This is a genomic window from Chitinophaga sp. CCNWYY40 (assembly GCF_037483205.1).
Taxonomy (GTDB): domain Bacteria; phylum Bacteroidota; class Bacteroidia; order Chitinophagales; family Chitinophagaceae; genus Chitinophaga; species Chitinophaga ginsengisegetis.
Window position 1 is genome coordinate 1066230 of record NZ_JBBHLF010000001.1, and the last position, 19000, is coordinate 1085229.

General features: G+C 48.1%; 15 protein-coding genes. 9 read left to right on the top strand and 6 right to left on the bottom strand.

The features are described 5' to 3' along the window. Positions 1 to 393: 393 nt before the first annotated feature. Together V7S65_RS04350 and V7S65_RS04355 are read left to right on the top strand one after the other, a co-directional pair. Complete coding sequence (locus tag V7S65_RS04350; protein ID WP_336386098.1) at positions 394 to 1572, top strand: MFS transporter; 1179 nt, start codon at positions 394 to 396, stop codon at positions 1570 to 1572. A 12-nt stretch (positions 1573 to 1584) separates the two neighbouring features. After that, positions 1585 to 2418 (top strand): aldo/keto reductase, encoded by an 834-nt coding sequence (locus V7S65_RS04355; RefSeq protein WP_111578741.1) that lies wholly within the window; start codon positions 1585 to 1587, stop codon positions 2416 to 2418. Between the two features lie 35 nt (positions 2419 to 2453). Here V7S65_RS04355 and V7S65_RS04360 read toward each other — a convergent pair whose 3' ends face one another. After that, positions 2454 to 3575 (bottom strand): aminotransferase class V-fold PLP-dependent enzyme, encoded by a 1122-nt coding sequence (locus tag V7S65_RS04360; protein WP_336386097.1) that lies wholly within the window; start codon positions 3573 to 3575, stop codon positions 2454 to 2456. Between the two features lie 130 nt (positions 3576 to 3705). Here V7S65_RS04360 and V7S65_RS04365 point away from each other — a divergent pair, with 130 nt between their 5' ends. Continuing rightward, positions 3706 to 5862, top strand: a complete 2157-nt coding sequence (locus V7S65_RS04365) for a glycoside hydrolase family 3 protein (RefSeq protein ID WP_111578739.1) — start codon at positions 3706 to 3708, stop codon at positions 5860 to 5862. Between the two features lie 49 nt (positions 5863 to 5911). Here the strand turns inward: V7S65_RS04365 and V7S65_RS04370 are convergent, their stop codons facing one another. Continuing rightward, entirely contained in the window at positions 5912 to 7147 is a 1236-nt protein-coding gene (locus V7S65_RS04370) for a cation:proton antiporter (RefSeq protein WP_079468037.1), read from the bottom strand. Positions 7148 to 7254: 107 nt separating this feature from the next. After that, on the bottom strand, positions 7255 to 7599 hold the full coding sequence (locus V7S65_RS04375; RefSeq protein WP_079468036.1) for a TfoX/Sxy family protein: 345 nt from the start codon (positions 7597 to 7599) through the stop codon (positions 7255 to 7257). A gap of 162 nt (positions 7600 to 7761) precedes the next feature. Here V7S65_RS04375 and V7S65_RS04380 point away from each other — a divergent pair, with 162 nt between their 5' ends. Beyond that, positions 7762 to 8343, top strand: coding sequence for a Crp/Fnr family transcriptional regulator (locus V7S65_RS04380; RefSeq protein ID WP_133256211.1), 582 nt, complete (start codon positions 7762 to 7764; stop codon positions 8341 to 8343). A gap of 70 nt (positions 8344 to 8413) precedes the next feature. After that, positions 8414 to 9139, top strand: coding sequence for an SDR family oxidoreductase (locus V7S65_RS04385; RefSeq protein WP_336386096.1), 726 nt, complete (start codon positions 8414 to 8416; stop codon positions 9137 to 9139). Here V7S65_RS04385 and V7S65_RS04390 read toward each other — a convergent pair. Next, a complete protein-coding gene (locus V7S65_RS04390; RefSeq protein WP_336386095.1) occupies positions 9136 to 10374 on the bottom strand; it encodes a multidrug effflux MFS transporter in 1239 nt (412 codons plus the stop codon). The genes V7S65_RS04385 and V7S65_RS04390 overlap by 4 nt on opposite strands. 112 nt (positions 10375 to 10486) lie before the next feature. Continuing rightward, positions 10487 to 13345 (bottom strand): triple tyrosine motif-containing protein, encoded by a 2859-nt coding sequence (locus V7S65_RS04395; RefSeq protein WP_336386094.1) that lies wholly within the window; start codon positions 13343 to 13345, stop codon positions 10487 to 10489. 184 nt (positions 13346 to 13529) lie between these two features. Here V7S65_RS04395 and V7S65_RS04400 point away from each other — a divergent pair, with 184 nt between their 5' ends. Both V7S65_RS04400 and V7S65_RS04405 read left to right on the top strand, forming a co-directional pair. Then, positions 13530 to 15254, top strand: coding sequence for a cellulase family glycosylhydrolase (locus V7S65_RS04400; RefSeq protein ID WP_336386093.1), 1725 nt, complete (start codon positions 13530 to 13532; stop codon positions 15252 to 15254). A 183-nt stretch (positions 15255 to 15437) separates the two neighbouring features. Then, positions 15438 to 16655 carry a family 16 glycosylhydrolase gene (locus V7S65_RS04405; RefSeq protein ID WP_111578976.1) on the top strand — a complete coding sequence of 406 codons (1218 nt, stop codon included), beginning with the start codon at positions 15438 to 15440 and terminating at the stop codon, positions 16653 to 16655. Positions 16656 to 16723: 68 nt separating this feature from the next. Here the strand turns inward: V7S65_RS04405 and V7S65_RS04410 are convergent, their stop codons facing one another. Further along, a complete protein-coding gene (locus tag V7S65_RS04410) occupies positions 16724 to 17395 on the bottom strand; it encodes an MgtC/SapB family protein (RefSeq protein WP_079468032.1) in 672 nt (223 codons plus the stop codon). Positions 17396 to 17503: 108 nt separating this feature from the next. On the opposite strand from V7S65_RS04410, the gene V7S65_RS04415 reads away from it, so the two are divergent. Then, positions 17504 to 18406, top strand: coding sequence for a BPSS1187 family protein (locus tag V7S65_RS04415; protein WP_336386092.1), 903 nt, complete (start codon positions 17504 to 17506; stop codon positions 18404 to 18406). Positions 18407 to 18514: 108 nt separating this feature from the next. After that, on the top strand, positions 18515 to 18931 hold the full coding sequence (locus V7S65_RS04420; RefSeq protein ID WP_336386091.1) for a hypothetical protein: 417 nt from the start codon (positions 18515 to 18517) through the stop codon (positions 18929 to 18931). Positions 18932 to 19000 lie beyond the last annotated feature (69 nt).

Below are 19000 nucleotides of genomic sequence, written 5' to 3' on the forward strand. Positions count from 1 at the left end.
AACTGTTGGAGATATTGGGGGGAAGCAAATAAAAAGGCCTCTTCGGATGAAGAGGCCCTTGAAAAAGATTTCAGGAGTTATATATTAACCTCTCATATCCGGGATGGATTTGCCTCCCCGTCTTGAATTAAGACAATGCGGGTACTTGCAATTACCGCTCTGATAACGGTAGTTGCGTAACTGCATGCCTGATATGTGAGATAGTTGTTCATATACTTTTTAAATTGCACCGCAAAGATAGGTTGTTTTTATTTAATAAACTAATCTGAAGGAAGGATGTCCACAGGTCCTTTTTCTTCTATTTGTACAAAAATATCTCCTATATATACTGGTGTCTCCATTTTGTTCCGTCGTAATTTTGCGTCTGCAAATCGATAAGCGCATAAAAATCTGATGAAAAAATTAAGTTTATATAGTCTCACGATGGGAGGCTTTAGTATAGGGATGACGGAATTTATGATGATGGGTGTTTTGCCGGATGTGGCCAACTCGCTTGATATCACTATTCCTGTTGCCGGGCACCTGATCTCGGCTTACGCACTGGGTGTAGTAATAGGCGCTCCGCTGATGGTAGCGCTGGCAGGTAATTTTCCTCCGAAAAAGGTATTGATAGGGCTGATGCTGGCGTTTGGACTGTTCAACAGTTTATTTGCCATTGCGCCGGGGTATGAGTGGCTGGTAGTAGCCCGTTTGTTTGCCGGGCTGCCGCATGGCGCTTTCTTTGGCATGGGCGCGGTAGTGGCCAGCCGTTTGGCAGAGCCGGGAAAGGAAGCCAGCGCCGTATCCGTGATGTTTGCAGGGCTAACGATTGCCAATATCATTGGTGTGCCGCTGGGGACGTACATCGGGCATAATTACAGCTGGCGTATTTCCTTTCTTATAGTGGGGGTAGTATCCCTGATGGCAGCGGGCAGCGTGAAGTTGTGGATGCCCGTGATCCCGGTTACCAATAACAGCAGCTTCCTGGAAAGCCTGGGTATTTTCAAAAAGGTGGATATGTGGCTCATCATCGGGGTATCTGCGATTGGTACCGGCGGACTTTTCGCCTGGATCAGTTATATCGCTCCATTGATGACGGAGGTGGCCGGTTTTGAGAGCAATATGATCACTATTATCATGATCATTGCCGGCGTGGGTATGGCAGTGGGTAATTTTATGGGAGGCCGGCTGGCCGACCGTTTTTCACCGATCGTGACTACCGGTTTTTTGTTGCTGGCCATGATCCTGTCGCTGCTCATAGTAAGCCTGGTAAGTCACTATAAAGTTCCTGCCATTATCATGACCTTTGTTACCGGCAGCATTGCCTTTGCCGTGATAGCACCCATGCAGATGCTGATGATCAATACCGCCAAAGGCGCGGAAATGCTGGCCTCTTCGTCTATGCAGGCCAGCGCCAATATCGGGAATGCGCTGGGCGCTTTCCTGGGCGGACTGCCCCTTGCAGCTGGCTATAGTTATACTTCACCGGAATATGTAGGCGCGGCGCTCGCATTTACCGGGCTGGTGTTGTGTGTTATATTATACGTCCGTTTGAACAAACCGGCCTCCCTGGCGTTTCAAACAGTAAAATAAAATCTCCATTATATGAATATTACAGACATTAACGGTACTGTGCAATTGTCGAATGGTGTACAGATGCCTTATTTCGGATTAGGTGTTTTTAAAACAAAAGAAGGACAGGAAGTGATCGATTCAGTGACTTATGCACTGGATGCCGGTTACCGGCATATAGATACCGCTGCTATTTATGGTAATGAAGAAGGAGTGGGTATTGCCATTGAAAAAAATGCGACCGACAGAAAGGATATTTTCCTGACTACGAAAGTATGGAATGCGGATCAGGGCTACGACAGCACCCTGAAAGCTTTTGATACCTCCCTGGAGAAACTGAAAACAGACTATCTTGACCTGTACCTGGTTCACTGGCCGGTAAAGGGTAAGTATAAAGAAACCTGGCGCGCAATGGAGCAATTGTATGCAGATGGCCGCGTAAAAGCTATTGGCGTCAGCAATTTCCTGCAACATCACCTGGAAGACCTGTTCCAGAGCGCGAAAGTACTGCCTATGGTAGACCAGCTGGAATTCCATCCTTACCTGGTACAGCCTTCCCTGCTGGATTTCTGTCAGAAAAACAACGTACAGTTTGAAGCCTGGAGCCCGCTGATGCAGGGTAAGGCGTTTGACGTGCCATTGCTGAAAGAACTTGCGGAGAAATATAAAGTGTCAGTAGCACAATTAGTATTAAGATGGGACCTGCAGAAAGATGTGGTGACCATTCCTAAAAGCATTCGCCAGGACAGGGTGATTTCCAACGCGCAGTTGTTCAATTTTGAGATCAGTAAAGAAGATGTGTTGAAGATAGATGCGCTGGATCGTGGGGAAAGGGTAGGACCGGACCCTGATAATTTCAACTTTTAATATTTTTAGCGGAGGGATTTCCCTCCGCTATTTTTTTATGCTTCGGCGAGCGCCGAAAATAGTTTATCAATGTCCGCCTTGTTGTTATAGAAGTTTAAGGCTACCGTTAGTCTGTTATTTTTATATCTCGCCTGGATATTATTCTTTTCAATATTCTCATTTTGCGTGGGTGTAATTTCCAGCAGTTGTATGGCAGAAAGATGCTCCGGCGGATAGTTTGACAACAGCCGGATGCCTTGTGCAGCCGCCTTTTCCGCCAGGTAGGTGACTAGCTCCCCGACATATGCCTCTATATCGGGAATGCCCGTACGATGAAGATATTTTAGTGCCTCTCCTAATAAAAGTATATTTACAAACGGTGGTGTGCCGGGCTCAAATGCCGTGGCATCTTTTTTAGGTGTGAAGTTCGTATAGTCCTTCACCGACTGGAAATCGGCCGTTTCATAATCCACATTATACCAGCTCATCACCTGTGGCGGGTATTGATCCAGTATTTTCTGCGACACATACATTGCGCCGGTACCATAACCGGCAGTGACCCATTTGTATGCGTGGAAGATGAGGACATCGATATTACATTCCTGCACATCAATGTCGTTGACGCCAAAGGATTGCGTGGCATCTACTATATGGATGAGCTGATGTTGTTTGCATAGTTCGCCAATGGCTTTCAGGTTTTGCCGGAAGCCGGTTCTGAACATCACGTGGCTGGTGATCAGGATACGGGTGGCCGGGGTGATTTTAGCGGCGATGTCTGCAACGGAGATCTGGTTATGGTCATCGCTATCTACGAAATGCAGGGTATGACCGTTGTGCATCCAGCCTACAAAGCTGCTGGGAAATTCATCCCGCATGGTGATGATTTCATAGTGTTTTGGAAACATCCCGTATAGGAGGATCATAGCCTGCGAGGTATTGGTGATGAACGCAATTTCACTGGCCTTTGCGCGGATCATTTCACCAACGAGCGTCCTTACTTCATTGGCCTGGTGATCCCAGCCGGGCATCACTCCGCGGCCTTTTTCACTCAGTTCTGCGAAAAGCGCTGTTGCCCTTTGCACCAAAGGGGTACTTACCGGTCCGCCGCCGTTGGTAAAAAAATAAGCAGCGTTGTTACATACGGGGTAATCGGCCCTGATCTTTTCCCATTTAGTCATACTATTTTATTAATTTCTTCACGATAATAAACAAAATAAACCATTGGTGGGATACCGCCATACGATTATGTTTTTTATATGATAACTTGCGCAGAGGTGGAATATCTTATAGAAAAAAATCAGGTTTAGCATGTTGAGAAAACAGTTTTTCATTTTTGGTGCTTTCATACTTTTATTTACGTCAAACGCAGCGGCGCAGCAGCCGGCGCTGTTCAGGCGGGCGGATGCGCCGCTGAACGACCGGGTGAACGACCTGCTGCATACCCTTACGCTATCTGAAAAAATATCATTGCTGGGATATAACAGTCCGGCGATAGACCGGTTGCAGATCCCTGCCTATAACTGGTGGAATGAGGCGTTGCATGGTATTGCACGAGGTGGAGAAGCCACCGTATATCCGCAGGCGATAGGGCTGTCGGCTACCTTTAATGCGCCGCTGGCCAGGGAAGTAGCCAACACCATTTCCACGGAAGCCCGTGCTAAATATAACCTGGCCGTGCAGCAGCACCGGCATGTGCAGTATATGGGGCTTAACTTCTGGACTCCTAACATCAATATCTTCCGTGATCCCCGCTGGGGCCGTGGCCAGGAAACATACGGTGAAGATCCTTATCTCACTGCTACCATGGCGGGCGCTTTTGTGCAGGGCTTACAGGGGGATGTTCCCGGTGCGCTGAAAACGGCTGCCTGTGCCAAACACTTTGCCGTGCACAGCGGCCCCGAAGCCGACCGGCACAGCTTTAATGCCATCATCGATGAAAAGGACCTGCGGGAAACCTATCTCTATGCGTTTAAGAAACTGGTGGATGGCAAAGTAGAATCGATCATGTGCGCGTATAACCGGGTAAACAGTCAGCCTTGCTGCACCGGCAATACGCTGTTGCAGGACATCCTGCGGCATGAATGGAAATTTGGCGGACAGGTAGTTACCGACTGCTGGGCGCTGGATGATATCTGGCTGCGTCATAAAGCTATTCCTACCCGCGAGGAAGTAGCGGCAGCCGCGGTGAAAGCAGGCGTTAATCTCGATTGCGCCAATATTTTACAGGATGATGTGATGAAAGCCATTGATAAGGGCTGGCTGACCAGCGCGAATGTAGACAGTGCCCTCAGCGCCACCCTGCGTACGCGCATAAAGCTGGGACTACTGGATGCCCCGGCAGCAAGTCCTTACAGCGCCTATGGCGCCGATAGCGTAAATAACAGCTATCACGCCCGGCTGGCCCGTGAAGCCGCCAGGGAAAGCATGGTATTGCTGAAAAACGACGGCGTATTACCCTTAACTGCCGATAAATATGCTTCCATGCTGGTGACGGGTTCCAACTCCGCTTCGCTGGAAGCCCTGATGGGCAACTATCACGGCGTATCGGGCGATATGGTTACTTTCGCCGCGGGACTGGCCAAAGCCGCCGGTCCGGGTATGGCCATGCAATACGACCAGGGGTGCGACTTTACAGATACCTTGCATTTTGGCGGCATCTGGGCTTCGCAGAATTGTGATGTGACGGTAGCGGTAATTGGCTTAACGCCGTTACTGGAAGGAGAAGAAGGAGACGCATTCCTTTCCCCTTCCGGCGGCGATAAAAATACACTGAGCCTGCCCCGCTCACAGATCCTGTTCATGAAGAAATTAAGGGAAGCGCATAAGAAACCTATCATTGCCGTGATTACTGCCGGCAGCGCGGTAGATGTGTCGGCCATCGCGCCCTACGCAGATGCGGTGATCCTGGCGTGGTATCCGGGAGAACAGGGCGGTAACGCCCTCGCGGATATCATCTTCGGAAAATATTCGCCCGCAGGGCGGTTGCCGGTTACTTTTTATCAATCCCTGCAGGACTTACCGGACTACAAGGACTATAGCATGAAAAACCGCACCTACCGGTATTTTAAAGGTAAAGCAGCGTATCCTTTTGGCTACGGCCTCAGCTATACGAAGTTTGACTATGCCTGGCATACGGCTCCGGCAAAGGAGTACCGCAGCAAAGACATTATTCGTGTATCCGTAGCCGTTAAAAACACCGGCGACTTTGATGGCGACGAAGTAGTGCAGGCCTATATCACTTATCCAAATATGGAACGTATGCCGGTGAAGGAACTGAAGGCATTCAGGCGGGTGCATGTAAGCAAAGGTGGAGAAGAAATAGTGGAACTGGAACTGCCGGCAGCGGAGTTACAGAAATGGGATTTACAGCAACATGCCTGGAAATTATACAAAGGCACGTATAAAATCAATATAGGAAAGAGTTCAGAGAGCTTCCTGCTGTCGCAGGAATTTAAAGTGAAGTAATAAATAGCAGCAGGGAAGTATTCAATGCTTCCCTGCTGCTATAAATCCACTATACCACCATACGGTCCACCACTTTCTTCAGTGTGAGCCCCTGTACAATAATAGAGAACAATACCACAAAGTAACTGGCCGAAAGGATAATTTCCTTGTAGGGTGATTCCGGTAATGACAGTGCCAGTGCAACGGAGATGCCCCCACGTAGTCCTGCCCACACCAATATAGTAATGCTTTTATAATCCGTTTTCAGGGAGCGTTTTAATACAATGGCCGGGATGGTAATACTCAGCGCCCGCGCGATCAGTACAAATAAAGTGGCCATCAAACCGGTGAACCAATAGTTTTGCAGGAATGGCATGATCACAATCTGCAACCCGATCATCACAAACAGGATGGTGTTCAGCAGCTCATCGATGAGGCTCCATATGTTATGAAAATAGTGCTGAATTTCTTCCGCATTTTTTGTACCGAGGGAAGTATTACCCAATATCAAACCGGCAGAAACCGCCGCCAGTGGAATGGATACGTGCAGCATGGCGCCTACTACGGAAATCACCATTACCATCGATAGAGACACCATTACAATGATATTGAAATCATCTACACGCTTCATGGTTCTGTAAGCCACAATGGCGGAAACAACACCCAGCAGGATACCGCCGAATACTTCCTGTGAAAACAAGGCCGCAGCATGTGACAGTGAAACATGGCTATCTGCCTGTCCGGCTACTTCTTTCAGGATCACAAATAACAGGATGCCGGTACCATCATTGAGCAAAGACTCCCCGCCAATAATAGTTTCAAGGGCAGGAGGGACTTTTGATTTTTTCAAGATGGACAATACCGCTACCGGATCGGTAGGAGAAATGAGTGCGCCAAACAAGAGGCAATATACCAGCGGAATATCAATGTGGAGCAGTGTTGTGGTCCAGTACAGCAGGAATCCGAATATAAAGGTAGAGCCGATAACTCCTACGGTACTCAGTACCAGTACGGGATACCGCTGTGCTTTTAACTTATTGAAATCGAAATGTAATGCGCTGGCAAAAAGCAGGAAGCCTAACATTACGTCCAGCAGGGTGCCTGTAAAATCAATACCGTTGGTTACATCTTTAATAAAAGTAAATGCGCCGGGGAAAATTTTACCTGTCAGCGAAATCAGTAATGACAACAGGAGCGAAACCACGATCACGCCTATGGTTCCCGGGAGTTTGATGAATCGGTTGTTGATGTAGGAAATTAATGCACTAATGGTAACTAAAGCCGTTATCAGCGTAAATGTGTTCATAAGTAATCGAATAATGCCGGTTAAAAAATCAGGTTCCTAATGTTGCTACAGTGGTTTTAAAGATAGAAAAAAATGTAGCAAATCAAAGCCGGACCGGCATTAAGGGATTATTTTTTCCTGGAAGACTTAGCATTTACGTTAAATTCTAATGCCATTTTAATCCAGTATTGTAATTGTTTTTTTGTGTGGAGTTCATTTTCATCTACAAAAATAAATCCTTTCATCTCCTTACCGCCATGAATCATTACTTCAGCGCCAGCGGAGGATTCCACTACTTCGTCTGATTTGGAAGGATCAATCCTTACCATCATTTTATCGGGTCGCACGCCCACACACATTTTATCGTTTACCATGAAGCATAAACCGCCAAACATTTTCTTTTCGGTGATATTATCGGTGGAAGCAGAAAGAATTTCGCGTACGCGGTCAGCGAGTTTTTCATTATATGCCATTGGAATATTTTTTTGGGAGATGTTAAAGGTACAACTTCCTTTAATTTCCGTATTGTTTTTCCATTGCTTCACTTAGCAGTGAGCGTGCCTGGAAAAACAAATATACCGGCCCGGCAGGTATTCTCAGATTCTCTATATAATATTGTAAAGAAATTTATAGCTATGGCCGGCATGGATATTTTTTACCGCTTCCTGAAACAGCTGCATCCGGTGTCTGAAGCCGACTGGCAGCTGCTATCCGCTGGTTTGTGCATACAGCAGGTGAAAGAAGGAACTGTGCTGTTGCCGGAAGGCAAGGTGCCACGGGAGCTGTTTTTTATCTGTGCAGGCATATTACGCCTGGTGAAACGCACGGATGAAGGTGAAGATATCACCATATTTTTTCTGAAAGAAAATAGGTGTGCCACCATACTAGGCAACTATCTCGAAGAAACGCCATCTCCTTACGTACTGGAGGCGGTGTGTGATGCCGATGTAATTGTATTACATAAGGAATACCTGTTGCGGCTATATGAAAAAATCCCTTACCTCAAATCCCTGATAGATCAGATTACACGACAGGGCCTGCTGGAAAAGGTCCTGGCCCGGAATGAATACCTGGGGCTGGATGCCTCGGAGCGTTACCGGTATTTCCTGCAAAAAGAACCGGATATTGTTTCCCGCGCGCCATTGAGTACCATTGCTTCTTTCCTGGGTATTACGCAACAGTCGCTCAGCCGGATCCGGAAAAATGGTCGTCTTTGATGCTTTTTACCATTTGTTAAATGACGCTTGCCAGCGGCTGCCGAATTTTGTGTTCATAAAAAATACAATTATGAATACGGATCTGACAGGAAAAAAAGTATTGGTATTAGGCGGTTCGGCCGGCATCGGTTTAGCAACAGCACAGGCGGCAGCAGCGGCAGGAGCAACGGTGATCATTGTTTCCAGTAACCCCGGAAAAGTTAAGAAAGCCTTGACTACGCTACCGGAAACGGCGGAGGGCTTTTCGGTGGATCTTGGGAATGAAGCAGCAGTGCGTGATTTCTTCCGCACTTCGGGCGCCTTTGATCATTTGGTATTTACAGCCGGTGGTTCTTTTCCATTCGGACAGGTGGAAGATCTTACCGCTGCTGAGTTGCAGGAAGCATTTCAACTACGTTTCTTTGGCGCATTCAATGCGATAAAATATGGCAGTAAGAACATATTGCCGGGAGGATCTGTGGTATTGACCACCGGTATCGCCAACCTGCGTCCGCAGAAGGGTTGGGCTGCCGGGGCCTGCATCTGTGGCGCTATGGAGGGTTTTACCCGTATGCTGGCAGTAGAACTGGCGCCTATCCGGGTAAATGCTGTATCGCCAGGTATTGTGAAAACAGCTCTCTGGGAAGGAATGCCGGAGGCCGACCGCGAAGCCATGTATCAACAGGCAGCAGGCGTGCTTCTGGCGGGCCGTGTGGGCCAGCCGGAAGATATTGCACAAACGTATTTGTATCTGATGCAGAACGGATTCAGCACCGGGCAGATAGTGGTGGTAGATGGCGGCGCTGTATTGGTTTAATGCGCGATGGTAGCGGTGCCTGGCGCCGCTGCCACAGCCGTTTTAATATTCCGGCGGCATACCAGTAATATAAACAACGCCAGCAGCGAAGTGCCGCACATGGTGATCGCCATCGGTGTGGCCGTATGTGTATTGTATAAGCTTACTACCGTGGAGGCAAGCGCACCTATTCCCATTTGCGTAGCGCCCATCAGCGAAGAGGCACTGCCCGCATTTTTACTGAACGGCGCCAGCGACAATGCAGAAGTGTTGGGATTGATAAAGCCCAGGCAGCAAAGGTATATGAACAACAACACGATGATACCGGCTAATGATAAAAAGTTATTCCAGGCGCATACTATAAAAATAAGCCCGGTGATAGTTTGACAAACCAGCGCCACCGGTACTATCTGCTGACTGCTGAACCGTTTCAACAACTGGCTGTTCACCTGGCTGGAACCTATCAGTCCTACAGAGAGGCCCGCAAAGATCCATCCGTACGCTTTGTCACTGAGCTTGTAAATATCCATGAACACCTGCGGTGAAGCCGATACATAAGCGAACAGTCCTGAAAAGGAAACGGCGCCCGCAAAGGTGTAGGTATAAAACTGTGGTTCGCTTACCACCGACAGGAAATTGCTGATAATGGGACCGGGCTTCAGCGACATCGACGTATCCGGCTGATAACTTTCCGGCAGCCAGAGGATGGTGGCGATCAGGATCAGCGCACCCATGATACCTAATATGAGGAATACCGCATGCCAGCTAAAGGCGCTGGTTACATAACTGCCTACAGTAGGTGCAATCATGGGGGAAGTGCCTACTACCAGCATCAGCAGCGCAAATACTTTTGCATTGTCTTTTACCGGGAAAAGGTCACGCACCATTGCTACCGAAGCTACTGCCGCAGCGCAGCTTCCTATGGCCTGGATAAAGCGGAGTATGATGAGCCCGTTCAGTGATGATATATACATACAACCTATAGAAGAGATCACATACAGCACGAGTCCTATATACAACGGCTTCTTCCTGCCAAACCGGTCCAGCAGCGGACCATAAAGCAGTTGTCCCGCTGAAATACCAATAAAAAAACTGGAAAGCGACAACGCCACCCTGGTGGGATCTACTCCCAGATCCTTTCCTATAGCCGGAAAGCCGGGAAGATACATGTCGATCGAAAAGGGGCCTAATGCTGTGAGCGTACCGAGAATCAGAATAAGAAAGAAATATTTCGATTTCGAAAGTTCGTTGGTCAAAATAATATGGCTTTTAAAAATGTCCCTGCAAAAGTAAGAAGAAATATGCCCCTTCCGGTAATGTGGATGTTATCTTCTTCTGATTTTACCCGGAGAAGACAAGCAGCTGCATTTATCCCTGTGTAATATTGGTGAGGAAATCGTAGAGCCCTGTTTCACCGGGTATGTTTAGTTTCTTGCGAAGCCGGTACCGGCTGGTTTCCACGCCTCGAACGGAAATGCCCATCGACTGGGCTATTTCTTTGGTAGTAAGATTAATGCGCAGGTAAGCACAAAGTTTGAGATCGGTAGTAGTTAAATCCGGGTATTGTTTTTTAAGGGTACGCAGGAAATTATTATGCACTTCATCAAAATGTTGGGAGAACTGTGCCCAGTCTTCTTCGTTATTTTCTGCTTCTTCAAACAACCGCATTACTTTTTTGAAAGAAGGAAGCGCTTCCGGGTCATTGGTTTTCTTTACGCTTTGTATCAGCTCTTCACGGATATTGGAAATCAGTTTGCCTTTCTGTACGAGGTGCATGGTGGCGGTAGCCAACTCTTTGTTTTTATGTTGTACATCTGATTCCAGTTTCTCATTGCGCAGCTGGATCAGCTGTTTCTCATTTCTTTCCAGTTCCAGCTGGTGCTGAAAAATGAGATGTTGCTGTTCCTGCAGATGTTTATCTTTCTGCGCAGCAAATTTTTTCTTTTGACGCCTGTACAGGTACCAGATCAGCCCGGTGAGCAGTAATACATATACCGCCTTCGCCATATAGGTTTGATACCAGGCGGGCAAAATGGTAAAAGAATAACTGGCGGCCGCGGAGATATTGCCGAGGTTATCTTTCGCCTTCACCGAAAAAATATATTCTCCGTAAGGAAGATTGGTGTATTCCTTTTCTGTTTTAGCCGTCCATTCGCCGGGTTGCTTATCGAAGCCGGCCAGCTGATAGCTGTAAGTGATGTGATTGCCCTGCTCCGCGGGGGGAACGGTGTATTCAAAATGAAAACTGTTAAACGCATTTGGCAGCACCACTGGTGGCTGCGGACCGGCAGTGTGGTAGCCGCCATACAGCAGGGTATCTTTCCGGCTGGTGGCTTTTATTTGCCCCAGTAGCACCGACAGGCCGGCATCATGACGGGAGTATTTTTTATAGTTAAGATGATAAATGCCTTTGTCGCCTCCAAAAAAGATATTCTCTTCGTTAAAGGGATAAATGAATTCAAAGCCGCCAACTATTTTCCCGGTGAGTTCGGGGAACCAGGTAATTGTTTGCTGTTGCGGGTTCAATACGCCCGGCTTTTTATCCGCCACCAGCCAGATGTTGCCGCTGCTGTCTTCCGAAAGGTATTGCACTGCCACGTTTTTCAACGGGGCAAATACGCCTGTTGACGGAATGAATTGTTGCCGGGCTTCATCAAATTCATAGATGCCTTTCATGGTAGCGACTACCATTCGCTGTTGAATACGGAAAACGTAATTATTGTAGGTAGAAGGCAGTCCGTCTTTTTGTGTGAACAGCCGGTAGTTCAGGGCTGTATCATTTTTAAGCGTGAGCAGGTACACACCGCGGTAGGGGTGTGACGACCAGATACGTTGCTGCGGGTCTACGGCCAGGAAGCGCAGGGATTCGTACAAACCGGAGATGTGCCGGTTAACATTCACCTGCGAACCGTTGTAGCGGATAAGTGCCAGGCCATTGTAGCAGCCGGTGAGGATATTGTTGGAGAGCGGCAGGTATGCCCAGCAGCCCAGGTCTTTCAGCAGCGCGGTGGCTTTGTTGCCGGTGATTTCAAATGTTCCTTCCTGATGGGCCATCAGCAGGTGGGAGCCGATAGCAGAAAGGTTCCATACCTGGCCACGGGTGTTGGCTACGGGCTGGAAGTTGCCTTTGGAATAGCTGAGGTCTGTAACCGTGTCCAGGGGCGTGCTGTATAACCCGTCGGAGGTACCGATATAAAGATGCTGATTAAACACCTTCGCCGCGTAAGTGGTGAGGGAATTATGTTTGGCGGGTAGTATCTGTTTAATAGCGGTGTTGTACCGGAGCTGATCGATGCCGTTGTCCAGCGCCAGCCAGATGTTATGGCGCGGATCAGCAAACAGCCGGAGCACATTATTATTCTGGAGGCCCTCGTCCATGCTGAATTGCTGGATCACTTTGCCATTGGTAGCGTTGATTATAAAACATCCTTTGGAGAAAGTGCCCACGGCCAGCTGCCCGTTATCCAGGGGAATGGCACAGTAAATACGGCTGCTCCTGAAAACAGTATCTGCTTCCGTTTGCAGCGGGATCAGCTGCTGATGCGCGATGCGGAAGAGGCCATCTTTGAGGGTGGCTACCAGCAGGGTATCATTTTTTTCTTCGAGGAAAGCAGTGATCAGGAGGGATTTGTCTTTGGCGGCAGCGCAAACGGGTTGCCATTGGCCGTTGACCAGTTTCAGTAATCCCTGTTGGATGTCCTGTGCATAGAGATGGTGGGCAGTACTACCCATTATTTTCCATTCCCCGGGGGCATTGTACACTTCCATCTGCCGGTTACGCCAGCCGAATATTTTGTTGTTGCTTTTAAAGTAAACGCCGTTGTTGTGGAAGGCAATATTCCAGATATCCGCGAACTCTGTTTGTCCTGCGGGGATATTTTTTTTGAGAGAAGTATATTCCAGGATACCATTCTTATTGGGCAGATAATACCCGAAGTCGTCCTGTGCGCCTACATAGATCTTCCCGTCCGGCGCCACCTTTACGGCCCGCAGCCGGGTATTGTTGGGAACAGGGTACAGCTTCCAGTAGTTGCCGTTGAAGGTAAGAAGCCCTTCATTGTTGGCGAAATACAGGATGCCTTTGTGGTCAATATCGATGTCCCAGGTTTGGCCATTTCCCTGGTATTGGGCTTTGCTGAAATTTACAACAGCGGATAGTCCGATCGTATTCTGGGCTAATAATATTTTTCCGTGGAATAAAAGGGCCAGCAACAGCAAATGCTTCATCTAAAAAGCGTTTTACTAAATGTAAAATTTTTTTGCTGATGTAAGTAAGAAGTAATGAAGATAGATTAGCAATCAATGATTTAATCTCATCTGAAGTAGAAATGACGTAGTGCCGGAAATGATTTTTTCCTTTTAAATACTGATCTTGGCTGTCGTTATTTTTCTTTTTAAAGACACATTTTACATGCTAAAATTCCACGTTATAGCACTCACATTATTATTGGCCTCAGTGCTGCCTGCTAACGGGCAGGGATATCTGAAAACCCGGGGGCCCGTTATTGTTAATGAAAAAAATAAGAAAGTAATCCTCCGGGGAATGGGCCTCGGCGGCTGGATGCTGCAGGAAGGGTATATGTTCCGCCTGGGCAATATTGGCCAGCAATACAGGATCCGCGAAAAGATCCGGGAACTGATAGGACCGGAAAAAACACAGGCATTCTATGATGCATGGCTTACCAGTCATACCACCAGGAAGGATATTGACTCAATGGCAGCATGGGGATTTAATTCCGTTCGCCTGCCCATGCACTTCGATCTGTACACGATTCCGGCAGAGGAGGAGCCGGTAGCCGGGCAAAATACCTGGTTGGAAAAAGGGTTTGCTCTTACTGATTCCTTACTGAACTGGTGTAAGGCCAATCATATGTACCTGATCCTCGATCTGCACGCCGCACCCGGAGGGCAGGGGAACGATTTGCCAATCTCCGACAGACACCCCGAAAAGCCATCTCTCTGGGAAAGCGAAGCTAACCGGGATAAAACTATTGCCTTATGGCGCAAACTGGCAGCGCGCTACGCCAACGAACCCTGGATAGGCGGTTACGATATTATCAACGAACCCAACTGGGGATTTGAAGACGCCGGAGATAAGAGAGGCACCAAAGAAACAAAGAACATTCCCCTGAAACAGCTGATGGTGGCTATTACCAAAGCAATCCGGGAAGTAGACCCCAAACACATCATCATTATAGAAGGAAATGGTTTCGGGAATAATTACAAGGGCATTTTGCCCGCCTGGGATAGTAATATGGTGATCAGCTTTCACAAATATGGCAACTTCACCAATGCAGCTTCCATCCGGAATTTCCTGGATTTACGGGAGCAATACAACCTCCCGCTGTGGCTGGGCGAGTCCGGGGAAAATTCCAACAACTGGTTCACCAATACCATCAGCATGGTGGAAAGCAATGACATTGGCTGGGCATGGTGGCAGCTGAAAAAGATCGGGATCAACAACCCGCTGGAAATAAAAATCACACCCGGTTACCAGACGCTTCTGGATTACTGGAACGGCAAAGGACCTGCACCGGCGGCAGATGAAGCCTACCGCGCACTGATGGAATTTGCCGCTAACACCCGGATTGAAAATAATATTTATCATAAAGATGTGACAGATGCCATGTTCCGCCAGGTGGCTTCCGGTAAGGCCATTCCTTTCAGGGAACATATCATAAAAGACAAGGCTGTGATCCGCGCCGTGGACTATGACCTGGGACGAAATCTTTCTGCTTATAACGACCTGGATACCGCGAGTTACCATTATACGCCCGGTGTAAATACACAGGGAAACCGCGGCCATGCTTACCGCAATGATGGTGTGGATATAAAAAAGGAAAACAATGAGTTCGTGGTATTTAATATTGAAAGCGGCGAATGGATGCAGTATACCACCCGGGTGGCCGCTGCAGGGAACTACATCCTTACCATAAAAATAAAAGCAGATACTGGTAGCACCAGGTTTAACATCAGCAGTAATGGCAAAGTGCTGGCAGCAGATCTCGCCGTGCCATCCGATGATCAGCCGTTGATAGTGAAAAATATCCGCCTGGCAAAGGGTGAGCAACGGATCCGGGTGGAATTTGTGCAGGGCGGAGGCGTGTTTAGCGAGATGATCTTTGAAAGAAAGTAAGAGCGCAATTGACAGCGGTGATTGTTTTACCCCTGGGTAAGACAATCACCGCGAAGTACTTTTGACGTAGCCCTGAATTTTGTTAGCCCGGTTACAAACAGCATATTTACTCCACATGATAAAATTAGCTCCACGTTGATCCATTAGCCTTATTTGTTCACCTTTTTATTAATTGTACATTCCATGAAAGAAAAACTGATCTCCATTAGCGTAGGTTCCTTCCTGTTAATGGTAATGATGACTGCCTGTAAAAAAGAGGCAAAAACAACCAATAATCTGCAACCTTTGGAAGCCCGGCCTGCTGCGGAAGCAGTGCAGGCGGCGGCCGCAGCTTACACGCTGATCTGGTCTGACGAATTTGACGGTTCCAGCGTCAACACCTCCAAATGGTCTTTTGAAACCGGTCCGGGTGTTAATAATGAGAAGCAGTATTACCAGTCGTCCAATGCCAGTGTGAGCAACGGCAACCTGGTGATCACCGCAAGGAAGCAGTCGGTGAACGGCTGGCCTTATACATCCGCACGCATGAACACCGCCGGGCATTTTACCACACAATATGGGCGTATTGAAGCGCGGATTAAACTGGCCTCCGGACAGGGCTTATGGCCTGCGTTCTGGATGCTGGGCAACAACATAGGCTCCGTAGGCTGGCCCAAATGCGGCGAAATAGACATTATGGAGCAGGTAAATACCAGCAATACTATTTATGGCACCATTCACTGGGATGCCAACGGCCATGTTTCCTATGGCGGCACTTCCAGTACTACTATTACAGATTACCACGTATATGCGGTAGAGTGGGATGCCAGCGCTATCCGCTGGTACCTGGATGGTAACCAGTTTGCAACAGCCAATATCCAGAACAATATCAACAGCACAGAAGAATTCCACAACCAGTTCTTTATCATCCTGAATATGGCTGTGGGTGGCGATTTCCCCGGACAAACCATCGATGAAAGTAAACTCCCCGCCAATATGTATGTTGACTATGTAAGGGTATACTCCATTTCCAACAGCGGCGGTAATGCGCCCATTGGCAGCACCATTACCCTCAAAGGATTTAACAATGCCTTTGTAAGCAGTGAAAACGGCACACAGGCCATGACTTGCAATCGCGCTACTGCACAGGGCTGGGAACAGTTTACGGTAGAAGATGCCGGCGGTGGCAAGGTGGCGTTGAAAAGCCAGGGTAAATACGTTTCATCAGAAAACGGCGTTAACCCGATTACGTGTAACCGTACCAGTGTGAGCGACTGGGAGAAATTTGACTGGGTGGTAAACACAGACGGCAGCATTGCACTCCGCGGAAATAACGGGCGATATGTATCGTGTGAAAACGGCACACAGGCCATGACCTGTAACCGTACCACTATTTCCGGCTGGGAGTCGTTCCGGTATTGATTTATATAGGTTGATGGATCCGGCCGGCTGTGTTTACGGCCGGCTTTTTATTGATCCGGCAAGAAAGATCAGTTGTTCCACGATACTTCTTTTACGCCGGTATCCGCCTGTATATCTGCGATCAGTTTGCCTACAATGGCTTTATCCATGCTTTTAAAGCGAACGGTGATAAAGAAGAAGCTATCCGTTTGTTCAATATTGCAGGAGGTGATGTTGAGGGCGGTGTTTTGAAATAGTTGATCCGTTACCTCAATGGATTTACTCCGTTCGAAAGTGATGATGCGGATTGTTTTTTGTTCAAAGCGGTTGAGGAATCTTTTTTCCACCGGCTGCAGCAGCCACAGGATAATGATGGCAATAGACGTAGCAATAAATGCGGCAAAATACATACCACCGCCGGTAGCGAGGCCAATAGCGGCCACTGTCCATAAGCCCGCTGCGGTAGTGAGCCCGCGTACCACGCCTTCTTTCAAAAAAAGAATGGTGCCCGCGCCGATAAATCCAATACCACTGATCACCTGTGCGGCCACCCTGGAGGGGTCCAGTACAATGTTGGGCTGGCCCAGGATATCGGAAAATCCGTAAGCGGAAACCATCATGGTTAAAGCCGCACCTACAGACACCATCATGTGCGTTCTTAACCCGGCAGCCCAGTCCTTCCGTTCTCTCTCCAAACCTATTATGCCGCCAAAAACCGCTGCCAGCGATAATCTTATTAATATTTCCGTCCAGGGTATCATACTACTAATTTACGCAATAAATTTCCTTTCATCCTGATTTACGTATAGTCGTACTGTTAAAGAAGGTCAAAATTTGTATCTTGAAATCAATTCATTTATACTTTTCGCATGCTTCCAACAAAACCACGTTTACTCATTGCCGCTGCACTGCTTTGTTCCGCTGTAACCCAGGCGCAGGTGAAGTTCCGGACCATAGAACCGGCAACCACCCAGCAGGGATTAAAGACCGTACATAGTCCGCACCTCGCTGCAGAACCCGCTGCGGGAAACAACCGCCATCAGCTGATCGTGATGATTCCCGGTACCGGCGGCAGGGCGACGGATTTCCGTACGTTCGACAGTTCGTTTGCCGCTATGGGCTACTATGTAGTAACCCCTGATTATGTGAATACGGTGATCACCACGGTATGTTCCAAAAGTGAAGACAGCACCTGTTTTGATCATTTCCGCAAGGAGATCATGTTTGGTACGCCGGTGAGTGATAAAGTAGAAGTGGACTCCGCCAATAGCCTGGTGAACCGTTTTACAAAGCTGTTGGTATACCTGGCGGCACAGGATCGTGGCTGGAGTGAGTTTGTACGTAACGGACAGGTGCGCTGGGATAAAATTATTGCAGCGGGTCATTCACAGGGAGCCGGGCATGCAGCGTATTTCGGTAAGCAGTTCCGTTTGCGTGGCGTGCTGATGTTTTCCGGACCACAGGATTACCTGCAGTATTTTAATGCGCCGGCGCATTGGCAGCAGGAGCGGGGCCGCACACCGGTGAACAGGTATTATGCGTTTCTGCATGCCGCAGATCCGTTTAATTATCAGTACCAGGTGCAGGATGTAAGTGCGGTGAGCCATCGCGCAGTTACCGATACAACGATGGTGCAGCCGGGAATGCCGGTTCATTCGAGGAATAGTATTCTTGTTACGGATGTGGACCGGAAAGATAAGCACGGATCTACACTGGGAACAGACTTTATAGCCGTATGGAAATATATGATCAGCGGCGCTACAGGGAATTAAAAAGAAAGCCGGTTCTCAGTGAAGAACCGGCCAAAACGTTTTCGGGAGTTATGTGTTATATTAGAGAAGAGTCAGTACTTCATTCACCATCACTTAATCCCGTCAGTTATGAAAAGAATCATTGTTGCTTTTTCATGTGTTTGTTTATTGGGCATTGGTAACGCGCAGGCGCAAAGCATCCTGGATCAGGCGAAGAAAACGGCCGGAAGTGTGCAGAGTCCTTTATCCAATCCGGGAGGTGTTGCCGGAAGTATACTGAGTAAGTTGGCGCCGGCATTATCATTAACGGGTGCGCAGCAACCAAAGGTACAGGACCTGGTAACGGGTTTTCTGAAAAAGAAAGCGGCTATACTCCCGTTGCAGCAGTCTAACCCCAGTGGCTATACGTCGCAGTTCAGCGGCTTGAAGAACGGGTTGTTTTCTAAACTGAAAACATTGCTGACGCTTAGTCAGTATACAAAGTTGCTTGGCCTGAAACCCAAAACCAATGATGCTTCCAATGTATTATCGCAACTCTTTTATTAAGCGCTGTTAAAAAACAGGGAAGACTGGTGGTCTTCTCTGTTTTTTATTCTTTATCTTCGCGGGCGTTCG